The following is a 14,495-nucleotide window of genomic DNA, read 5'->3' on the forward strand; positions in this document are numbered from 1 at the left end:
TCGGTTGACCTCCGTTTTTGGATGACTGCGGTAGGCGTCTGAAAGTTTCGCGCTTCCTACAGACGGCACTTTCTCGGGAACGATCAGGCATCAAACCCGTCAGTTCCTTACAGAACCTTTTGCGGGAGCTCGGTGTGTTGCTGAATCCAAAGACTGCATTATTGCTGGGTGCGCTGCTGTTTTGCGGCAGTGGCGCCCTGCAAGCGGCCGCGACCGCGCCAGAACCGGATGCGCCGGCCAAGCCGGAATTGCTGGTGGAAGGCGGATTGCTGGGGGCCATCAGTTCCAGCATTGATGACGTGCAGCAAAAGCTGGATCTCAATCAGGGCCTTGTTGATCAATGGCGTCTGCGCGCGGATCGGGCGGCGGATGAAGTGGGGCGCCTGGTCGACCAGACCGCTGCGCGTTCGCCCTGGAGCGTGGCGGGCGACTTCCTGCTGCTGTCGGGCGTGTGGGTTGGCGCTTTTGTGGGGTTGACCTTGCTCGGGCGATTTATCGTACAGCGCCTGGGGCGTCGAACCTTCTTTGCAAAACGCGAACGCTTGCTGGCGGTGCTCGGGTATGTGGTGCCCTACACGATCCCTGCGCTGGTGTGCCTGCCGTTGACGCTTTACGTCAGCCACTTTTTGCCGACCTCCGTGGGCCGCGCGCTGGCGCTGTGTTTTGCCTACGCCACCAGCAGCGGCATCTTTTCCACCTCAATGCTGCTCTGCGTGATCGTCATGTTCAACGTCGGCCACAAGCGCCCGGCGGTGCAGATCATTCGCAGCTACTGCCCCAAACCGCTGTTCCTGATCGGCTTTCTCGCGGCCTTAAGCGATGCCCTGACCAGCCCGCAGATCGCCCGCCAGTTGGGCGGCAATATCACCAGTAGCATCGCCGTGTTCACCGGTCTGTTCGCCGCGGTGATCTTCGGCGTGCTGGTGGTGCGCCTGCGCCGCCCGGTGGCCCATCTGATCCGTAACCGGCCATTGGCCCAACGCCTCAAACACCCGGCGTTGCAGCAATCGCTGCGTGTGTTTTCCGGGCTGTGGTACTGGCCGATTCTGTTGATGGTGCTGGTCTCGGTGATCAACCTGATCGGCGCCGGTGACGATAACCAGAAGGCGCTGCGTTGCGCGTTGTTCACCACCATCCTGCTGATCGGCACTGTGTTCCTGAGCACCGTGCTGCAGCACCTGTTCAAGTCGCGCAGCCAGGTGGCGATCCAGCGCAGCAGTGCCTACAAGGAACGCTTCCTCAGCCTGTTGCATGCGATCCTGCGCATTGTCATGGCCGTTGCGTTCATTGAAGTGCTTGGGCGGATCTGGGGCGTGTCGCTGTTTGAGTTCGCCGAGCGCAACTCCATTGGCCGGGCGATCAGCGATTCTCTCAGCAGCATCGGCCTGATCCTGCTGATGACCTGGCTATTCTGGGTGGTGCTCGACACCGCGATCCAGGAAGCGCTGAAGCCGCCGGTGAACAAACGCTCCAGCCGCCAGCCCAGCACGCGAATCAAGACCATCCTGCCGCTGCTGCGCAATGCGGTGAAGATCATCCTGGTGGTGATCTGCGCGATCACCACCATGGCCAACCTCGGCATCAACGTCGCCCCGCTGCTGGCCGGCGCCGGGGTGGTGGGCCTGGCGATCGGTTTCGGCTCCCAGCAGTTGGTGCAGGACGTGATCACCGGCCTGTTCATCATCATCGAAGACACCCTGTCGATCGGCGACTGGGTGGTGCTCGACTCCGGCCACGCCGGCACCGTCGAAGGCCTGACCATCCGCACCCTGCGCCTGCGCGACGGCAAGGGCTTTGTGCACTCGGTGCCGTTCGGGCAGATCAAGGCCGTCACTAACCAGTCACGGCAGTTTGCCTACGCGTTTTTCTCGGTGCAGTTCACCTATGACACCGACGTGGACAAGGCTGTGGAACTGATCCAGGAAGCCGGGCAATCGATTCGTGATGATGTGTTCCTCAAGTACAACCTGCAAGGCCCGCTGGAGGTGTTTGGTGTCGACAAGATGGACCTGAACGGTGTGGTGCTGACGGCGCAGTTCCGTACGGTGTCGGGCGGGCAATACGCGGTGAGTCGTGCGTTTAACCAGCGGTTGAAGAAGCTTGTGGATAACTGTGATGAGGTGCACTTTGCGCAGACTTATCCACAGCAGGTGCTGTTGCCCAAGCGGATGGCGCAGGATGAGGCTGTGGTGATTACCGAGCAGCCACGCACCCAATGATCTGCGGTGCCTGGGCTGACGCCTTCGCGAGCAAGCCCGCTCCCACAGTTGGACCGTATTCCAAGGATGTACCCGGTCAAACTGTGGGAGCGGGCCTGCTCGCGAAGAGGCCCTCAAAGTCACCCCAAGTTCAGTGCCTGATCAGCTTCTCCTGCGCCGCCAGCTGGTCCGCCTCCAGTAACACCTGCTGCTTGCCGGCCACCATCACCGCCACAGGTACTCCATCCCTGTACACGATCCGGTTGCCACTCAGTGCAGGTACCTTGGTCCCTGGCAACAAGGTGCCCACCAGATTCAACGGATCGGCCCCGCACACCGCAATCAAACTCCCATCATGGGGCCGACGCCGCACTTCACGCAGCAATGCAATCGCCTCCGGCAGCGCAAACTGTTCCCCCGCCAAGCCGCTGACAAAGCGCCCGCCGCGAATATCCCCGCGCGCTTCCAGGCGATGGAAGGTGCGCAACAACTCGCGCCAGCTCGGCAACCAATCCGCCTCGCGCTCCAGCAAGCGCCAGAACACCACGCCATAGCGGCGCAGCAGCGTCATCGCCACATGCTCCAGGGTCTCGGCCGAATGCGGGCCGGCGGCGGTTGATGAACGCCGCACCAGGGCCCAGCGCCCGGCGTCGTCCATGCCGCCGATAAACGCACCGCGCCCACGTCGACTGCTGCGCGCCTGGCGTTTGCTCGCTGGGGTGGTCAGCGCGCGCAGCCCGGCGAAGCTGTCGGCGTTTACCAGCCCGGCGCCCACCAATTCCTGCAGGGCGGTTTCCAGTTCGCTGCGCAGCAAGTGGGCTTCGTGCACCAGCTCATCAAAAAACAACGCGCCTTGATCGCGTAGGGTTTGGTACACCTTCTGCGCCTTGGGCGACAGCGTTGCGATGTCGGTGAGTTCGGTCAATCCGCTCCACACTCCCACCTGGCTACGTGGCAACAACACCACCGGCGTGCTGCGCAAGGCCATGGCGCCGGCCTTGTTGCTCAAGCGTGTCCACACCAGCTTGCCACTGCGGCACAGGTCATCCAGCCAAGTGGACGAATAATCCTTGAGCCGTGCACTGAGCAAGTCACTGTCCCACGCGGACGTGGCGGCGGCGTAACCTTCGAACTGGCCGACGATCTGCGCCAACATCGCGCTGCCCTGGCCGCGCGTGCCGTCGGACAGGTGCTGCCAATCGAACAGAAAACGCATGAAATCCTGCAACGCCACCGGCTCGATTTCGCGGCGCAGGCGCTTGATCGTGTAGCGGTGGATGCGCGCCAACAGGTGACGCTCGCACCATTGCTCTTCGGTGGCGTCGGGGCTGAAATGGCCGCGCAGCACGTAGCCTTCCTGCTCCAGGCGGGCCAGCGCTTGAGTGACATCCGCCAGCGGTAACGCGAGCGGTGTGGCGATTTCGGTCAACGTCAGGGGGCCGAACCCACCGAGGCGCGCGCGCAGCACTTCCACCACGGCCTCATCAAAGGTCCAGGGTTCATCGAAACCCGGCAGCAGTGGCAAGTTGCTGGGGTAGATCGCCTGCAAACAACCCAGGCGCTCGACCGCGACCCACACGCCGTTGTGCAATTGATAGGCGCGGCCACCCTTGGCCAGGGCGTCGAGCCACTCGCGCCACTGCGGCGAGACTTCAGCGTCGGCGATGCACGCCAGGCTCATCAACGCCTCATGCATCTCATCCACGCCGTTGGGCGCCGGCCACGCTTCTTCGCGCACGCCAGCGATGGCATCGGCATCCAGGGCGCCGAGGTCGTCGGTGCTCTGCGGGTCGCTCCAGCGTCGGTTGAACACCGCCTGGGTGCGACGCTCTTCCAGTGGCGCGTCATCGAGAAAGGTGTAGGGTCGCGCGCTGAGAATTTCTGCGGCCATGGGCGAGGGCGCCGGCAGGTCGCGGCTGATCAGGCGCACTTCGCCGCGCTCCATGCGCAGCAGCAGGGCCAACCAGGCGTCGCTGTCCATGGCTTCGTGCAGGCAGTCGTCGAGGGTCTGCTCGATCAACGGATGGTCCGGGACTTCGCGTTCGCCGGCGAGGTTTTCCAGGCAGGCGATCTGGTCGGGAAACACACTGGCGATCAGGTCTTCGCTTTTCATGCGCTGGATCTGCGGCGCCACCTTGCGTCCGCCGGTATAACGCGGCAGCGCCAGGGCCACGGCGGCATTCCAGCGCCAGCGCACGCCGAACAGCGGCGCATCCAGCACCGCCTGGATCAGGAGGTGTTCGGCGCTGTTGCTATTGAGGTAACGCCACACCTCGTCCAGCTCGAAACTGTGGCTGGTGGACAGCGACAGCACGATGGCATTTTCGCTGGCCGCCGCCTGCAATTCGAAATTGAAGGTGCGGCAAAACCGCTTGCGCAGCGCCAGGCCCCAGGCGCGGTTGACGCGGCTGCCGAACGGCGTGTGGATGATCAGTTGGGTGCCGCCGGACGCGTCGAAGAAGCGTTCCATGATCAAGGTGTCCTGGGACGGCAAGGCGCTCAGGGCCAGGCGGGTACGCGCCAGGTAATCGAGGATTTGTTCAGCACTGGCGTGGTTCAGGCGCAGGGTGTCGGTGAGCCAGTCCAATGCGGGTTGCAAGTCGCCGGGCGTGGCGCTGAGCAGTGCGTCCAACAGGCCCTGCAGACGCGCCACCGCCGCCGACAATTCGTTGCTACGCCCCGGCGCTTCACCGAGCCAGAACGGGATGGTCGGTGGCTGGCCATGGGCGTCTTCGACCCGCACTTTGCCGGCTTCGACCCGCAGGATCCGGTACGACGTGTTGCCCAGCTGGAAGATATCCCCGGCGATGCTTTCCACCGCGAAGTCTTCGTTGACGCTGCCGATGTTCAGGCTCTGGGGTTCGAGCAACACGCTGTAGTCGGCGTTATCGGGAATGGTGCCGCCGCTGGTCACGGCGGTGAGTTTGGCGCCTCGGCGGCCGCGCAGCGTGCGGGTGAGGGCGTCGCGGTGCAGGTAGGCGCTGCGGATGCCCTGGCGCCCGTTGTAGCCGTCGGCGAGCATCTGCAACAACGCCTGGTAGTGATGCTCATCCAGCTCTGCATAAGGTGCGGCGCGGCGGATCAGATCCAGCAACGCCTGTTCCGACCATTCCTGGGCGCTGACTTCGGCGATGATCTGCTGGGCCAGTACGTCCAGCGGCGCGACCGGTATGTGCAGGGTGTCCAATTCGCCCCGGCGCACGCAGTCGAGCAGCGCGGCGCATTCGATCAAGTCGTCGCGGGTGGTGGCGAACAGGCGCCCCTTGGGCGTGCCGCCGACCTGGTGTCCGGAACGTCCGACTCTTTGCAAAAAACCATTGATCGAACCGGGCGAGCCGATCTGGCAAACCAGGTCCACATCACCGATATCAATCCCCAGCTCCAGGGATGCGGTGGCGATCAGCACTTGCAGCTCGCCGGCCTTGAGACGTTGTTCGGCATCCAGGCGCATCTCCTTGGCCAGGCTGCCATGGTGGGCGGCCACCGCCGTTTTGCCCAGACGCTCGCTCAAATGCCGGGCCAGGCGTTCGGCCAGGCGGCGGGTGTTGACGAAGACCAATGTGGTGCGGTGTTCGCGGGCCAAGTCGGCGAGGCGGTCATAGACCAGCGCCCACACATCGTTGGCCATGACCGCCGAAAGCGGCACCGGCGGCACCTCGATATCCAGGTCGCGCGGGCGGGCATGGCCGATGTCGACAATCGCGCAATCGCGGCCGCTGCCCACCAGGAACCGCGACACCGCCTCGATGGGCTTTTGCGTGGCCGACAGGCCGATGCGCGTCAGCGGTTCACTGCACAGCCCCTGCAGACGCTCCAGGCTCAACGCCAGATGGCTGCCGCGTTTACCGGCGGCGATGGCGTGGATCTCGTCGACGATCATCGTGCGTGTGCTGGCGAGCATCTGCCGGCCGGAGTCCGAGCCCAGCAGCACGTAGAGCGATTCCGGAGTGGTCACCAGGATGTGCGGCGCTCGCTTGCGCATCTGCGCGCGGTCTTTTTGCGGTGTGTCGCCGGTGCGCACGGCGGTGCGGATGGCCAGCGGCGGCAGGCCCAGGCGCTGCAAGTGCTCGGTGATCCCGGCGAGCGGGTTTTGCAGGTTGATCTGGATATCGTTGGACAGCGCCTTGAGCGGCGACACATAGACCACCAGGGTTTCATCCGGCAGTTGCCCGCCGTTGGCCAGGCCCTGGTGAACCAGGTCATCGAGCACCGCCAGGAAGGCCGTCAGCGTCTTGCCGGAGCCGGTAGGCGCGGCGATCAGTGTCGATTGACGCTGGCGGATCAACGGCCAGGCCTGGGCCTGGGCGCCTGTTACCGAAGGGAAGGTGCTGGCAAACCAGGCACTGACGGCGGGGTGGAAGCCGTTCAAGGCGCTGTCGGTGGATTCGGGTCGGTTCATGTAGTGATTGATACTGCCCGATCCAACAAGTTGCAATCGCGCAGTTTATCCGTGACGGTTGCGCTACAAACCCGCAAAATGCAACGATTCTGACAAATACCTGAACTACCTTCGTTCCACACTGACCGGGCCTGCTCAATCTATGCGAATGCGCCTTATGTTACTGGGCGGCGGGAATGCCCTCGGGCAGGCGCTGATTCGCCTGGGTGCAGAGGAAGACATCGGTTTCCTCGCACCCAAACCGCCCCAAGACGGCTGGGATGCCGCGAGCCTCACCCAATTGCTCGACGACACCCGTCCCGATGCCTTGATCAACCTCGCCTACTATTTCGACTGGTTCCAGGCCGAAGCGGTCAGCGAAACGCGCCTGGCCTCCCAGGAATTCGCCATCGAGCGTCTGGCCGAGCTGTGCCAGCACCACAACATCACCTTGCTGCAACCCTCCAGCTACCGCGTGTTCGATGGTTCCCGCGCCACCGCCTACAGCGAAAAGGACGAGCCGGTACCCCTGGGCCTGCGCGGCCAGGCGTTGTGGCGAATCGAGCAGAGCGTGCGCGCCACGTGCCCGCAACATGTGCTGCTACGGTTTGGCTGGTTGCTGGATGACAGTGTTGACGGAACGCTCGGGCGCTTCCTGGCCCGGGCCGAGAAACCGGACGAATTGCTGATGGCGGACGACCGTCGCGGCAACCCGACGCCGGTGGACGATGCCGCGCGGGTGATCATCTCGGTGCTCAAGCAACTCGATTGCGCGGCGCCGTTGTGGGGCACCTATCACTATGCCGGCCAGGAAGCGACCACACCGTTGGCGCTGGGTCAGGCGATCCTCACCGAAGCGCGCACCTTTCACCCGCTGGCAATCGAATCCCCCACCGCCCAGGCCCACGCGGCCCGGCCGGATGCCGGTGAAGAACCGCAACACGCGGTGCTCGCCTGCAAGAAAATCCTCCACACCTTCGGCATCAAGCCACGGGCTTGGAGGGCAGGGCTGCCGGCGTTATTGGACCGCTTCTATCGCCATAGCTGACACACCTGAAAACAAATGTGGGAGCGGGCTTGCTCGCGAAGGCGGAGTGTCAGTCAACAGATTCATGACTGATCCACCGCATTCGCGAGCAAGCCCGCTCCCACATTAGTTATGTAGTGGCAGTTAAAACCGGGTCAGAACTTGTAGCCAATCCCCACCATGTAAACCATCGGGTCCACGTCCACATTCACCTTGGCGCGAGTGCCGGGCGCCACGCCGTTGTTTTCCACGGTGGCCTTGGTGCTGATGTCGATGTAGCGTGCCTGGGCGTTGATCATCCACTTGTCGTTGATCATGTAGTCCGCGCCGATCTGCGCGGCCCAGCCCCAGGAGTTTTCAGCCTTGAAGTTGCTGAAACCGGCGCCTTGGGCACGGCTGCCGACGTGTTCGTCGTAGATCCAGGTGTAGTTGATACCGGCGCCCACATAGGGTTGGAAGGCCGACTTGTTGTCCAGTGGGTAGTAGACAACGCTCAGGGTCGGCGGCAGGTGTTTGAGGGTGCCGAGCTTGCCGTTGGCCGGGCTCAGTGCGGTGCCCTTGATCTTCACATCGTGCTCGAACGGTGTAGCGGCCAGCAGTTCGATACCGACGTGGTTGGTCAGCATGTAGGCGAAGTTCAGGCCCAGTTGGGTGTCGCTGCTCATGGTCGCCTTGCCGCCCAGGTTGGTGCCCGCCAAGGGGCCCTGGTCGACTTTGACGTGGCTGCTGTCCGCCTTCGGGTTCACGGTGATTGCACCGGCGCGAACCAGAATGTCGCCGGCTTCGTGAGCGTGTGCGACAGGGGCGACGAGGGCGAGCGCGAAAAGGGACGCGCCGAGCAGAGACTTGTTCATGGGAGCTCCAAAGGACGTTTAAAAGTTGTACGTCCAATGGTAAAGATCGTTCCGCCCGGTCTTTTGACTCAGCTCAATGAAAGCTTCATCAGCTCTATTCCGGTAGCTCATACATGTAAATCTTCTCGGCTTCCATCTGGTAACCGGCGTCGGCCAGTTCGCTGCTCGACGGCTTGACCTGCATCGCGCCTTCGATCCAGTACGGCTGATACAGCTCATCAAGCTTCACGCCGACTTCGCTGGTGACATGCACGATCTGATTGGAAGGTGGCGGCGGCACATGGATGCAGGCGCCGAAATACGGCACCAGCAAAAACTCGGTGGTGCGGCCGTTCTCGCCGACTTCCAACGGCACGATATAACCCGGCAGGCGTATGTGCTTGCCGTCAAGGGCCGGCACCACGGGCGCGTGGGGCATCTCCTGCTTGGCTGCCGGCGCCGATTCCAGCGCATCGGCCATGCCGGACAAATTGTGCAGCGGCTGCATGTTCGGCACTTCCGGCTCGGCGTCCGGCGGGATCAGCTCCGACCAGGTCAGCTCTTTGGGCTCGGCGGCCCAGGCGGGCAGGGCGATCAGCAGCAACAGGGCAAACAGGGCACGGCGCATCGAAACCTTCCTCATAAACGAATGGACAGGCCATCGGCCAAAGACTGCCGGTAGGCGCGCCACGCGGGCACGCTGCCCATCAACAGCGCGGCGGCCAGGATACCGGCGAGCAGCGTCCATTCATATTCGCTGGGCCACGACATCGGCAGGTCCAGCCCGTAGTTGGCCTGCAAATACCCGCGCGAGGCGGCGATGCACACGTAGAGCAAACCCACGCCCGCGACCACACCCGACAACGCCAGGGCGAACGCTTCGAAGATCAGCAACGTCGCGATATGCCACGGGCGGGCGCCCACCGAACGCAGGATCGCCATTTCGCGGCGGCGCTCGTTGAGGCTGGTGAGGATCGCCGTGAGCATGCCGATCAAACCGGTGAGCACCACGAACAGCGAGATCACGAACAGCGCCTTTTCAGCGGTGCCCATCATGCTCCACAACTCTTGCAGCGCCACGCCGGGCAGAATCGCCAGCATCGGCTCGCCACGGAATTCGTTGATCTCTCGTTGCAGGGCGAAGGTGGAAATCTTGTTGTTCAGGCCCAGCATGAACGCAGTGATGGCCTGCGGCGTGAGGTCCATATTGCGCGCCTGGTCGGCACTGATCCGGCCTTTGCCCTGGGCCGGCACGCCGTTGTGCCAGTCGATATGGATCGCTTCCATGCCGCCCAGGCTGATATGCAGCGTGCGGTCCACCGGCGTGCCGGTGCGCTTGAGAATCCCGACCACGGTGAAGGGTTTGTCATCGTGTTTGACCAGGCTGACCACCGCCACGCCATGGGCCAGCACCAGTTTGTCGCCGAGCTTGTAGTGCAGCGCGTCGGCCACTTCGGCGCCGAGCACCACTTCGAACGGGTCGGTGGCAAAGGCGCGGCCGCTGGCCAGTTCGAGGTTCTGCTTGCGTCCGTACTGGTAGTGTTCGAAGTAGGACGCGTTGGTGCCCATGACGCGGTAGCCGCGATGGGAGTCGCCGAGGGAAATCGGGATGGCCCACTTCACTTGAGGGTTGGCGGCGAAATGCTCGTAGCTGTCCCAGCGGATGTTGTTGGTGGCGTTGCCGATGCGAAACACCGAGTACAGCAGCAGGTTCACCGAGCCTGAGCGGGCGCCGACGATCAGGTCGGTGCCGCTGATGGTGCTGGCAAAGCTGTTGCGCGCCTCAACGCGCACGCGCTCCACCGCCAGCAACAGGCACACCGACAGGGCGATGGCGAAGGCGGTGAGGATCGCGGTAAAGCGGCGGTTAGCCAGGCTGGCCATGGCTAGACGGAACAGATACATCTCAAACCTCTGCGGGCGTGGCGGCGCGATTGAGTTCGGCCAGCGACAGGTTGCGGTCGAACAGGCCGGCCAGGCTTTGGTCATGGCTGACAAACAACAGGCTGGCGCCCGCGTCGCGGCATTCGGCGAACAACAGCTGAAGGAAGGCTTCGCGGGCATCGTAGTCCAGGGCCGAGGTGGGTTCGTCGGCGATCACCAGTTCCGGTTGGCCGATGAGTGCGCGGGCGGCGGCTACCCGTTGTTGCTGGCCGATGGACAGCGAGTCGGCGCGGCGTTCCAGCAGGTTGTTGTCGTTCAAGCCCAGATGCGCCAGCAAGGTCGCGGCGGCCCGGTCGACACTGCCGTGGCGCTGCTTCGCCCGTTGCGCGCGCAGCTTGGAAAAATGGCACGGCAATTCGACGTTTTCCCGCACCGACAAGAACGGCAGCAGGTTGAACTGCTGGAAGATGTAGCCGGTGTGTTCGACGCGAAAACGGTCGCGGGCTCCGGCCGAGAGTTCGGTCAATTCCTGGCCCAGCAGGCGAATGCTGCCTCGGCTGGGTTTCTGTACACCGCCGAGCAGGCCCAGCAGCGTGGTTTTGCCGCTGCCGCTGGGGCCCTTGAGGAACAGGGTTTCGCCCGCTCCCAGGCGGAACGCGGGAATGTCCAGCAACTGCGGGTGACCGGGCCAGTTGAAGCCCAGGTCAGACAGTTCGATCAGGGAGGCAGTCATGTGAAATCAGTGTCGCCTGGTTATGGGAAATGGCGCCGATCCAATATGGGAGCTGGCTTGCCTGCGATAGCATCACCTCGGTATCACTGATGCACCGAGGTGCCTGTATCGCAGGCAAGCCAGCTCCCACATTGACCGCATTTAGAACTTCAGGGTGGCCGCTTTGGCCGTCGCATCAACACCCTGCTGACCGCTCGGGCCGATCAGTTGTACCTGAATTTTCTGGGTGGCGGGGAAGGTCTTGAACACCTGGGTCAGGTCAAGATTGCTCAGGGCCGTCGGCGTGGCGCAGGTGAACTGGTAGTGAGCGTGGATTTCGCTGTGGTCGTGATGGTGCTCGTGGGCAGCGTCTTTTGCGTCATCATCATCGTCATGGTCGGCTTCAGGCTTGTCGCCGAACAATGGGCTGTTGAGTTCCTGGGAGCTGACCACGCAACCGGCGGCTTTGGGCAGGTTGAACAAGGCCGCCGGGTTCTCCAGCTGTTTGCGCGCGGTGGCGACCTTGGCTTTGTCGGCGGCGCTGGTAGCTACGTGCTCAAAGCCCACCAGGTTCATCGCCGGGCTGTCCAGCTCAAGCTCCAGGGCCTGGCCATCGAGTACAGCGTTCAGTCGACCGACGCCGTGTTCGTGGGCGCCGAGGCTGCCGTGTTCATGGTCATGATCGTGGTCGTGTTCATCGGCCGCATGGGCAATGGCCAGTGGCAGCAGGGCAAACGGCAAAGCAAGCAGCAGACGGCGCATGGGAAAGCTCCAGGACATGAAAGTTTTGTTATGTGATCTTATAACAAATGGTGTCGAGAGTTTGACCGCCCGCTTGGCGTTGCGCAAGCCACATGGGAGCATGCCCGTCAGAAAAAAGTGCAGGAGTAGGACGATGTTGCGAATTCGTGGAACCGTCGGCGACCTGCCGGTGGACTTGACCCTGGAGTTGGACGACGGCGATTGGGCGCGGCTGGGCGCGCAATTGCAGGCAACGCCCATGCCCGGCACGGCCGCCGCGCCAGTGGCGCCGGTCAAACACAATGATGACCTGTGGCAGAACGCCCAGGACCTGCTGCGCAAGGCCGGGCAACTCAGTGGCCTTGAGCTGCTCGACCAACTGGAAGGCTTGACCGGTGACGCCTCGGCGGGCAAACGCCTGCTGGTGCGCCTGCGCCACAGCGCCCAGGTGAAAGTGGCCAGCGGCGGGGATACGCCGCTGTACAGCTGGATTGGCGATTAGTACAGCGCGGCAAACATTTTGCGACGGTACACGCTCACCAGCGGGTGATCGTTGCCCAGCAGTTCGAATACCTGCAGCAAGGTTTTGTGCGGCAGGCCTTCGCTGTAGCCGCGGTTGCGGATAAACAGCTTGAGCAAGCCTTCGAGCGCTGCGTCGTACTGCTGGCGCGCCAGTTGCTGGATCGCCAATTGGTAGGCTGCTTCGTCGTCCTGCGGGTTTTGCGCCAGGCGGCTTTTCAAGTCGGCGGCGTCCGGCAGCTCGGCGGCCTGACGCAGAAAGGTAATTTGCGCCTTGGCCCCGGCGAGGGCAGCTTTGTGGTCGTCGCTTTTTACCGCGTCCAGCACGGTCTGGGCTTCACCCAATTCACCGCGCTCGGCCAGGCAGCGCGCGTACAGGATCAACGCGGCGGCATTGGTATTGTCTTCGCCCAACAGCGACACCAACAGCGCCTCGGCATCGCTGATGCGGCCTTCGGCAAACAACGCCTGGGCCTGCTCCAATGGATCTGCCGCGGCCGGTGGCGGCATCTGCACATGGGGTTCGAGCATCGCCCGCACCGCCGACTCCGGCTGCGCCCCGGCAAACCCGTCCACCGGCTGGCCGTCCTTGAACAGCACCACCGTCGGCAGGCTTTGGATGCCAAAGCGCGCGACGATATCCTGCTCGGCCTCGCAATCGACCTTGGCCAGCAGCAACTCGCCCTGATAACTCTCGGCGATCTGCGCCAGCATCGGCATCAACGCCTTGCACGGCGCGCACCACTCGGCCCAAAAATCCACCAGCACGGGTTTTTCGAAAGAATTCTGGATCACAGCCTGTTCGAAGTTGGCGGTGGTGACGTCGAAGATGTAGGGCGTGGGCTCACTCATGGGGAATCTCGAATAAAGCGGGAATGGGGCAACTATAAGGGCTGGCGCGGTTGGCTGAAAGCATGTCGGGCTTTAGATCGCTATCGCAGGCAAGCCCGCTTCCAAAGAGGAGCGCGGTCAAATGTGGGAGCGGGCTTGCCCGCGATGGCCTCAAGCGCGCCGCGAATGGTACAGGCTCACCTTGCGAAACTCCCGAGGCTCGGCCAGGTCCGGCAAGGTCAGTGCCTCAAGTACCTCCAGGCGCTGATAATCCGGGTGTTGAAAATCCCTCACCCGAGAGTCCGCCACCAGCGCTTCACGGCCCCGTGTCAGGAATTGATCCAGCAGCGGCAGGTTCGCTCGGTCATAGAGCACGTCGGCGACAAGGATCAGGTCAAAGCGGTCGGCTTCGGCAAAAAAGTCCGCCGAATAACCCAGTTCCACCGCATTGAGTTGGGCATTGGCCCGGCAGGCTGCCAGCGCCAGCGGGTCCAGGTCGCAAGCGACCACTTCCGATGCGCCGGCTTTGAGCGCCGCAATCGCGGCGACACCGGAGCCAGCGCCAAAATCCAGCACGCGCTTGCCCGCGACCCATTCAGGGTTCGCCGCCAGGTACCGCGCCAGTGCCAGGCCGCTGGCCCAGCAGAAACTCCAGTAGGGTGGTTCGTGCAAGATGCGTCGGGTTTCCTCGGGGCTGAAGGCGCGGTCCATGTTGTCCGCATCCAGCAGCCACAGCGAGAGCGCGGTGCCCGGCAGCGGGCAGGGCACCAGGTGGGCGTCGCCGATCAGCTCGCTCAAGGCGTGCTGCAAGTCCAACGGTGGCGTCATGGTGCCTTGACAAGTTCCAGGGGGCCGGTGGTCTGGGTGATCGCCTGGGTGATGCGTACGGCGGGCAGGTGCAGGATCAACTGGCCGGACTGGCTGGCGCGGCCGCGCAATTCAACCCGCGCACCGGCCGGGAACGCCTCGGGGTTGAAGCGCAGGCGGAAGGCCAGGGGCTTGCCGTTGCCGGTCAGTACGCTGCTGGCGAGCAGTTGTTGCGGACGCGACCTGTCGTCGATCACCAGCAACGCCATCTCGACTTCAGCGCCGGCCGGCACGTTGGTCAGGCTGCCGTTGATCTCGCGCTGGTAGGCCGGCAACGGGCCAAGGTCTTCAAGGCCCGGGACTTTTTTCTCCTGCACGGGCGTGGGTTGTGGCGCGGAAGGCTTGGGGGCTTCGCTGCTGCAGGCGACCAGAACACTGAACAAGGTGAGTAAAACAAGTGGTCGTAACTGCATATACGGCTCCAGAAAGGACAAAATCCGTGGCTTGAATAATATGAAACATATAAGCCTGCCTATATACCGTAAAGGCTATGGCTTGTCTTGCC

At 63.2% G+C, this 14,495-nt stretch carries 12 protein-coding genes; 3 read left to right on the plus strand and 9 right to left on the minus strand.

Going from position 1 to position 14,495, the window contains the following annotated elements:
* Nucleotides 1-137 precede the first annotated feature (137 nt).
* Nucleotides 138-2,219: a mechanosensitive ion channel family protein gene (locus ACLH0H_RS12280; protein ID WP_411382404.1), complete on the plus strand. Its 2,082-nt coding sequence runs from the start codon at nt 138-140 to the stop codon at nt 2,217-2,219.
* A gap of 130 nt (nt 2,220-2,349) precedes the next feature.
* On the opposite strand, the gene ACLH0H_RS12285 is transcribed toward ACLH0H_RS12280, so the two are convergent.
* The gene (locus ACLH0H_RS12285) at nt 2,350-6,597 is read right to left on the minus strand and encodes a DEAD/DEAH box helicase (RefSeq protein WP_411382164.1); all 4,248 of its coding nucleotides are present in this window, start codon (nt 6,595-6,597) and stop codon (nt 2,350-2,352) included.
* A gap of 142 nt (nt 6,598-6,739) precedes the next feature.
* Here ACLH0H_RS12285 and ACLH0H_RS12290 point away from each other — a divergent pair, with 142 nt between their 5' ends.
* Nucleotides 6,740-7,624, plus strand: coding sequence for a sugar nucleotide-binding protein (locus ACLH0H_RS12290; RefSeq protein WP_076952617.1), 885 nt, complete (start codon nt 6,740-6,742; stop codon nt 7,622-7,624).
* A 134-nt stretch (nt 7,625-7,758) separates the two neighbouring features.
* Here the strand turns inward: ACLH0H_RS12290 and ACLH0H_RS12295 are convergent, their stop codons facing one another.
* The 5 genes from ACLH0H_RS12295 to ACLH0H_RS12315 all read right to left on the minus strand — a co-directional run bounded on the left by ACLH0H_RS12295 (nt 7,759) and on the right by ACLH0H_RS12315 (nt 11,794).
* A complete protein-coding gene (locus tag ACLH0H_RS12295) occupies nt 7,759-8,457 on the minus strand; it encodes an OmpW/AlkL family protein (RefSeq protein WP_411382165.1) in 699 nt (232 codons plus the stop codon).
* 94 nt (nt 8,458-8,551) lie between these two features.
* Complete coding sequence (locus ACLH0H_RS12300; RefSeq protein ID WP_076952618.1) at nt 8,552-9,064, minus strand: DUF3299 domain-containing protein; 513 nt, start codon at nt 9,062-9,064, stop codon at nt 8,552-8,554.
* Between the two features lie 11 nt (nt 9,065-9,075).
* Entirely contained in the window at nt 9,076-10,341 is a 1,266-nt protein-coding gene (locus tag ACLH0H_RS12305) for an ABC transporter permease (RefSeq protein WP_076952619.1), read from the minus strand.
* Between the two features lies 1 nt (nt 10,342).
* Complete coding sequence (locus tag ACLH0H_RS12310) at nt 10,343-11,053, minus strand: ABC transporter ATP-binding protein (protein WP_411382166.1); 711 nt, start codon at nt 11,051-11,053, stop codon at nt 10,343-10,345.
* A 141-nt stretch (nt 11,054-11,194) separates the two neighbouring features.
* The gene (locus ACLH0H_RS12315; RefSeq protein WP_411382167.1) at nt 11,195-11,794 is read right to left on the minus strand and encodes a DUF2796 domain-containing protein; all 600 of its coding nucleotides are present in this window, start codon (nt 11,792-11,794) and stop codon (nt 11,195-11,197) included.
* Between the two features lie 133 nt (nt 11,795-11,927).
* On the opposite strand from ACLH0H_RS12315, the gene ACLH0H_RS12320 reads away from it, so the two are divergent.
* A complete protein-coding gene (locus ACLH0H_RS12320) occupies nt 11,928-12,275 on the plus strand; it encodes a hypothetical protein (RefSeq protein WP_411382168.1) in 348 nt (115 codons plus the stop codon).
* Here ACLH0H_RS12320 and trxA read toward each other — a convergent pair.
* From trxA to ACLH0H_RS12335, 3 genes are all read right to left on the minus strand, one after another.
* Nucleotides 12,272-13,144: a thioredoxin gene (trxA, locus tag ACLH0H_RS12325; protein WP_411382169.1), complete on the minus strand. Its 873-nt coding sequence runs from the start codon at nt 13,142-13,144 to the stop codon at nt 12,272-12,274. The genes ACLH0H_RS12320 and trxA overlap by 4 nt on opposite strands.
* 150 nt (nt 13,145-13,294) lie before the next feature.
* Complete coding sequence (locus ACLH0H_RS12330) at nt 13,295-13,951, minus strand: class I SAM-dependent methyltransferase (RefSeq protein ID WP_411382170.1); 657 nt, start codon at nt 13,949-13,951, stop codon at nt 13,295-13,297.
* Nucleotides 13,948-14,403 carry a YbaY family lipoprotein gene (locus tag ACLH0H_RS12335; protein ID WP_411382171.1) on the minus strand — a complete coding sequence of 152 codons (456 nt, stop codon included), beginning with the start codon at nt 14,401-14,403 and terminating at the stop codon, nt 13,948-13,950. The genes ACLH0H_RS12330 and ACLH0H_RS12335 overlap by 4 nt, the downstream gene beginning before the upstream one ends.
* Between the last annotated feature and the right edge of the window lie 92 nt (nt 14,404-14,495).

It is taken from the genome of Pseudomonas sp. MPB26, assembly GCF_046605355.1.
Taxonomy (GTDB): Bacteria; Pseudomonadota; Gammaproteobacteria; order Pseudomonadales; family Pseudomonadaceae; genus Aquipseudomonas; species Aquipseudomonas cedrina.

Bases quoted from the DNA above. Each gene is read 5' to 3' on its own strand.
- ACLH0H_RS12285 (WP_411382164.1), bottom strand. From the start codon at position 6,597: ATGAACCGACCCGAATCCACCGACAGCGCCTTGAACGGCTTCCACCCC.
- ACLH0H_RS12290 (WP_076952617.1), top strand. From the start codon at position 6,740: ATGCGAATGCGCCTTATGTTACTGGGCGGCGGGAATGCCCTCGGGCAG.
- ACLH0H_RS12295 (WP_411382165.1), bottom strand. From the start codon at position 8,457: ATGAACAAGTCTCTGCTCGGCGCGTCCCTTTTCGCGCTCGCCCTCGTC.
- ACLH0H_RS12300 (WP_076952618.1), bottom strand. From the start codon at position 9,064: ATGCGCCGTGCCCTGTTTGCCCTGTTGCTGCTGATCGCCCTGCCCGCC.
- ACLH0H_RS12305 (WP_076952619.1), bottom strand. From the start codon at position 10,341: ATGTATCTGTTCCGTCTAGCCATGGCCAGCCTGGCTAACCGCCGCTTT.
- ACLH0H_RS12310 (WP_411382166.1), bottom strand. From the start codon at position 11,053: ATGACTGCCTCCCTGATCGAACTGTCTGACCTGGGCTTCAACTGGCCC.
- ACLH0H_RS12315 (WP_411382167.1), bottom strand. From the start codon at position 11,794: ATGCGCCGTCTGCTGCTTGCTTTGCCGTTTGCCCTGCTGCCACTGGCC.
- ACLH0H_RS12320 (WP_411382168.1), top strand. From the start codon at position 11,928: ATGTTGCGAATTCGTGGAACCGTCGGCGACCTGCCGGTGGACTTGACC.
- trxA (WP_411382169.1), bottom strand. From the start codon at position 13,144: ATGAGTGAGCCCACGCCCTACATCTTCGACGTCACCACCGCCAACTTC.
- ACLH0H_RS12330 (WP_411382170.1), bottom strand. From the start codon at position 13,951: ATGACGCCACCGTTGGACTTGCAGCACGCCTTGAGCGAGCTGATCGGC.
- ACLH0H_RS12335 (WP_411382171.1), bottom strand. From the start codon at position 14,403: ATGCAGTTACGACCACTTGTTTTACTCACCTTGTTCAGTGTTCTGGTC.